Genomic DNA, 2,377 nt, shown 5'->3' with positions numbered 1-2,377 from the left:
CCGCCTGGTCGAAGCCGCCCCGATCCCCGGCGGCCTCCTCTTCGAACTTCTCGAGATCGACGGCCGCCGCATGCCCACGCCCCCCCGCCGCGCCGGCACCGCCCCCCGCCGCAAGCTCGCCAAGAGCCGCCACCTCCGCCGCGCCGATGAGAAGCGCGGCAAGCGCCGCTAGCCTCGAGATCGCGGCGGAGCCCAACGATCCCCACGCTTTCGTGACCCGGCCATGCGCCCGCCCTTGCTACCCTTCCCCATCCCGCACCAGACGGGGACAGGCCGGAAACGTCAGCCCAGGGGAGACGCCTCATGACCCGCACGCTCGGCCTCACCGCCCTCGCCCTCGCCTGCTCGCTCGGCGCCGCCGGCGCCCAGGAGCCGGCGATGAGCTTCTTCGTCACCAGCCAGAACCCCGGCCAGGGCGCGAACCTCGGCGGCCTCGAGGGCGCCGACGCCTGGTGCGCCAGCCTCGCCGAGGCCGCCGGCGTCACCGGCAGGACCTGGCGCGCCTATCTCTCCACCTCGGCCGAGAACGCCCGCGACCGCATCGGCCAGGGCCCCTGGGTCAACGCCAGGGGCGAGACCATCGCCGAGAGCCTCGCCGCGCTGCACGACGACAACGCCCCCGGCCTGACCAAAGAGACCGCCCTCGACGAGACCGGCGCGGTAGTGAACGGCCGCGGCGACACCCCGAACCGCCACGACATCCTCACCGGCTCGCTCCCCGACGGCACCGCCGCGCCCGAGACCTGCGGCGACTGGACCCTCGGCGGGGCCGAGGGTGCCGCCATCGTCGGCCACCACGACCGCACGGGCCTCGACGACTCGCCCCCGGCGAAATCCTGGAACGCCTCGCACGCCTCGCGCGGCGGCTGCAGCCTCGAGGCGCTGCGCGGCACCGGCGGCGACGGCCTCTTCTACTGCTTCGCCGCCGACTGAGCCCGCTCAACCGCAGGATGTTCCCCGGCCGGCGGCCCGCCGGCCGTCCCGCCACGACCGCTTCCGTTCCGGCCCGTCCGGCGCTACCATCACGGGCAAAAAAGGAACCGTCGAGCCGGAGGCAGTCCTTGCGGAAACTCACCGTCACCATCCTCGCCGCGACGCTGGCCGCCGGCGGCTGCGCCGGGGCCAACCCGCCGCTGGAGAGGAGCGACCCGCCCATGGCCCGCGCCGCCCGCCCGGCCGCGAGCTTCGCCGAGTGGCGCAGCGACTTCCGCGCCTATGCCCTCTCCCGGGGCATCCGCCCGGAGGTCTTCGACGCCGCCTTCCAGGGCGTCAGCGAAAACGCCGAGGTCGTCAGCCTCGACGGCCGCCAGGCCGAGTTCACCAAGCCGATCTGGGACTATCTCGACAGCGCCGCCTCGTCGGCGCGCGTCGACGGCGGCCGCGCCCAGAGGGCCCGCCGCGCCGCCACCCTTTCGGCGATCGAGAGCCGTTACGGCGTCGACCCGGACATCGTGCTGGCCATCTGGGGCATGGAGACCAACTACGGCGCCAACCGCGGCTCGATACGGGTGATCGAGAGCCTCGCCACCCTCGCCTACGAGGGCCGCCGCCGCGACTGGGCTGAGGAGCAGCTCCTAGCCGCACTGCGCATCCTGCAGGCCGGCGACGTCGACCCCGCCCACCTGCGCGGCTCCTGGGCCGGGGCGATGGGCCACACCCAGTTCATGCCCACCTCCTGGCTTACCTACGCCGTCGACTTCACCGGTGACGGCCGCCGCGACATCTGGTCGGACGACCCCACCGACTCGCTCGCCTCCGCCGCCAACTACCTCGCCCGCTCCGGCTGGACCCGCGGCCAGCCCTGGGGGCTCGAGGTGCGCCTGCCCGAGGGCTTCAACTACGGCAGCGCCGACCAGGCCAACCTCCGCCCCAGCGCGGAATGGCGCGCCCGCGGCGTCACGCTGCGGAACGGCCAGGCGCTCCCCGACCACGGCCCGGCCGCGATCCTGCTGCCCGCCGGCGCCACCGGCCCGGCCTTCGCCGTCTACGGCAACTTCTTCGTCATCAAGAAGTACAACAACGCCACCTCCTACGCGCTCGGCGTCGGCCACCTCGGCGACCGCATCGGCGGCGGCGGCCCGATTGCCGCCCCCTGGCCGCGCAGCGAGCGCGAGCTCTCCCGCACCGAGAAGATCGAGCTGCAGAAGCTCCTGATCGCCCGCGGCTTCGACACCGGCACCACCGACGGCGTCATCGGCCCGAACACCATCTCCGCCATCCGCGCCTTCCAGGCCCGCGAGGGCCTCACGCCCGACGGCTTCGCCACCGCCTCGCTCCTCGTCCGCCTCCGCTGAGCCACCGGACGATTCATCCCAACCCGCCGCCAGGGGAATCGCATTTGAAGAATAGGGGTTCCATGTTGGTTTGATCTGGATTC

General features: G+C 73.5%; 2 protein-coding genes. Both read left to right on the top strand.

The genetic code is table 11. From position 1 onward, the window contains the following. Positions 1-303: 303 nt before the first annotated feature. Positions 304-933 carry a hypothetical protein gene (locus Q0112_RS10535; protein ID WP_297974938.1) on the top strand — a complete coding sequence of 210 codons (630 nt, stop codon included), beginning with the start codon at positions 304-306 and terminating at the stop codon, positions 931-933. 128 nt (positions 934-1,061) lie between these two features. Beyond that, positions 1,062-2,294 (top strand): lytic murein transglycosylase, encoded by a 1,233-nt coding sequence (locus tag Q0112_RS10530; RefSeq protein ID WP_297974936.1) that lies wholly within the window; start codon positions 1,062-1,064, stop codon positions 2,292-2,294. Positions 2,295-2,377 lie beyond the last annotated feature (83 nt).

It is taken from the genome of uncultured Amaricoccus sp. (assembly GCF_937858865.1).
Lineage (GTDB): Bacteria > Pseudomonadota > Alphaproteobacteria > Rhodobacterales > Rhodobacteraceae > Amaricoccus.
Note: the sequence above shows the minus strand (reverse complement) of the source record. Positions and strands in the feature narration are given on the sequence as shown.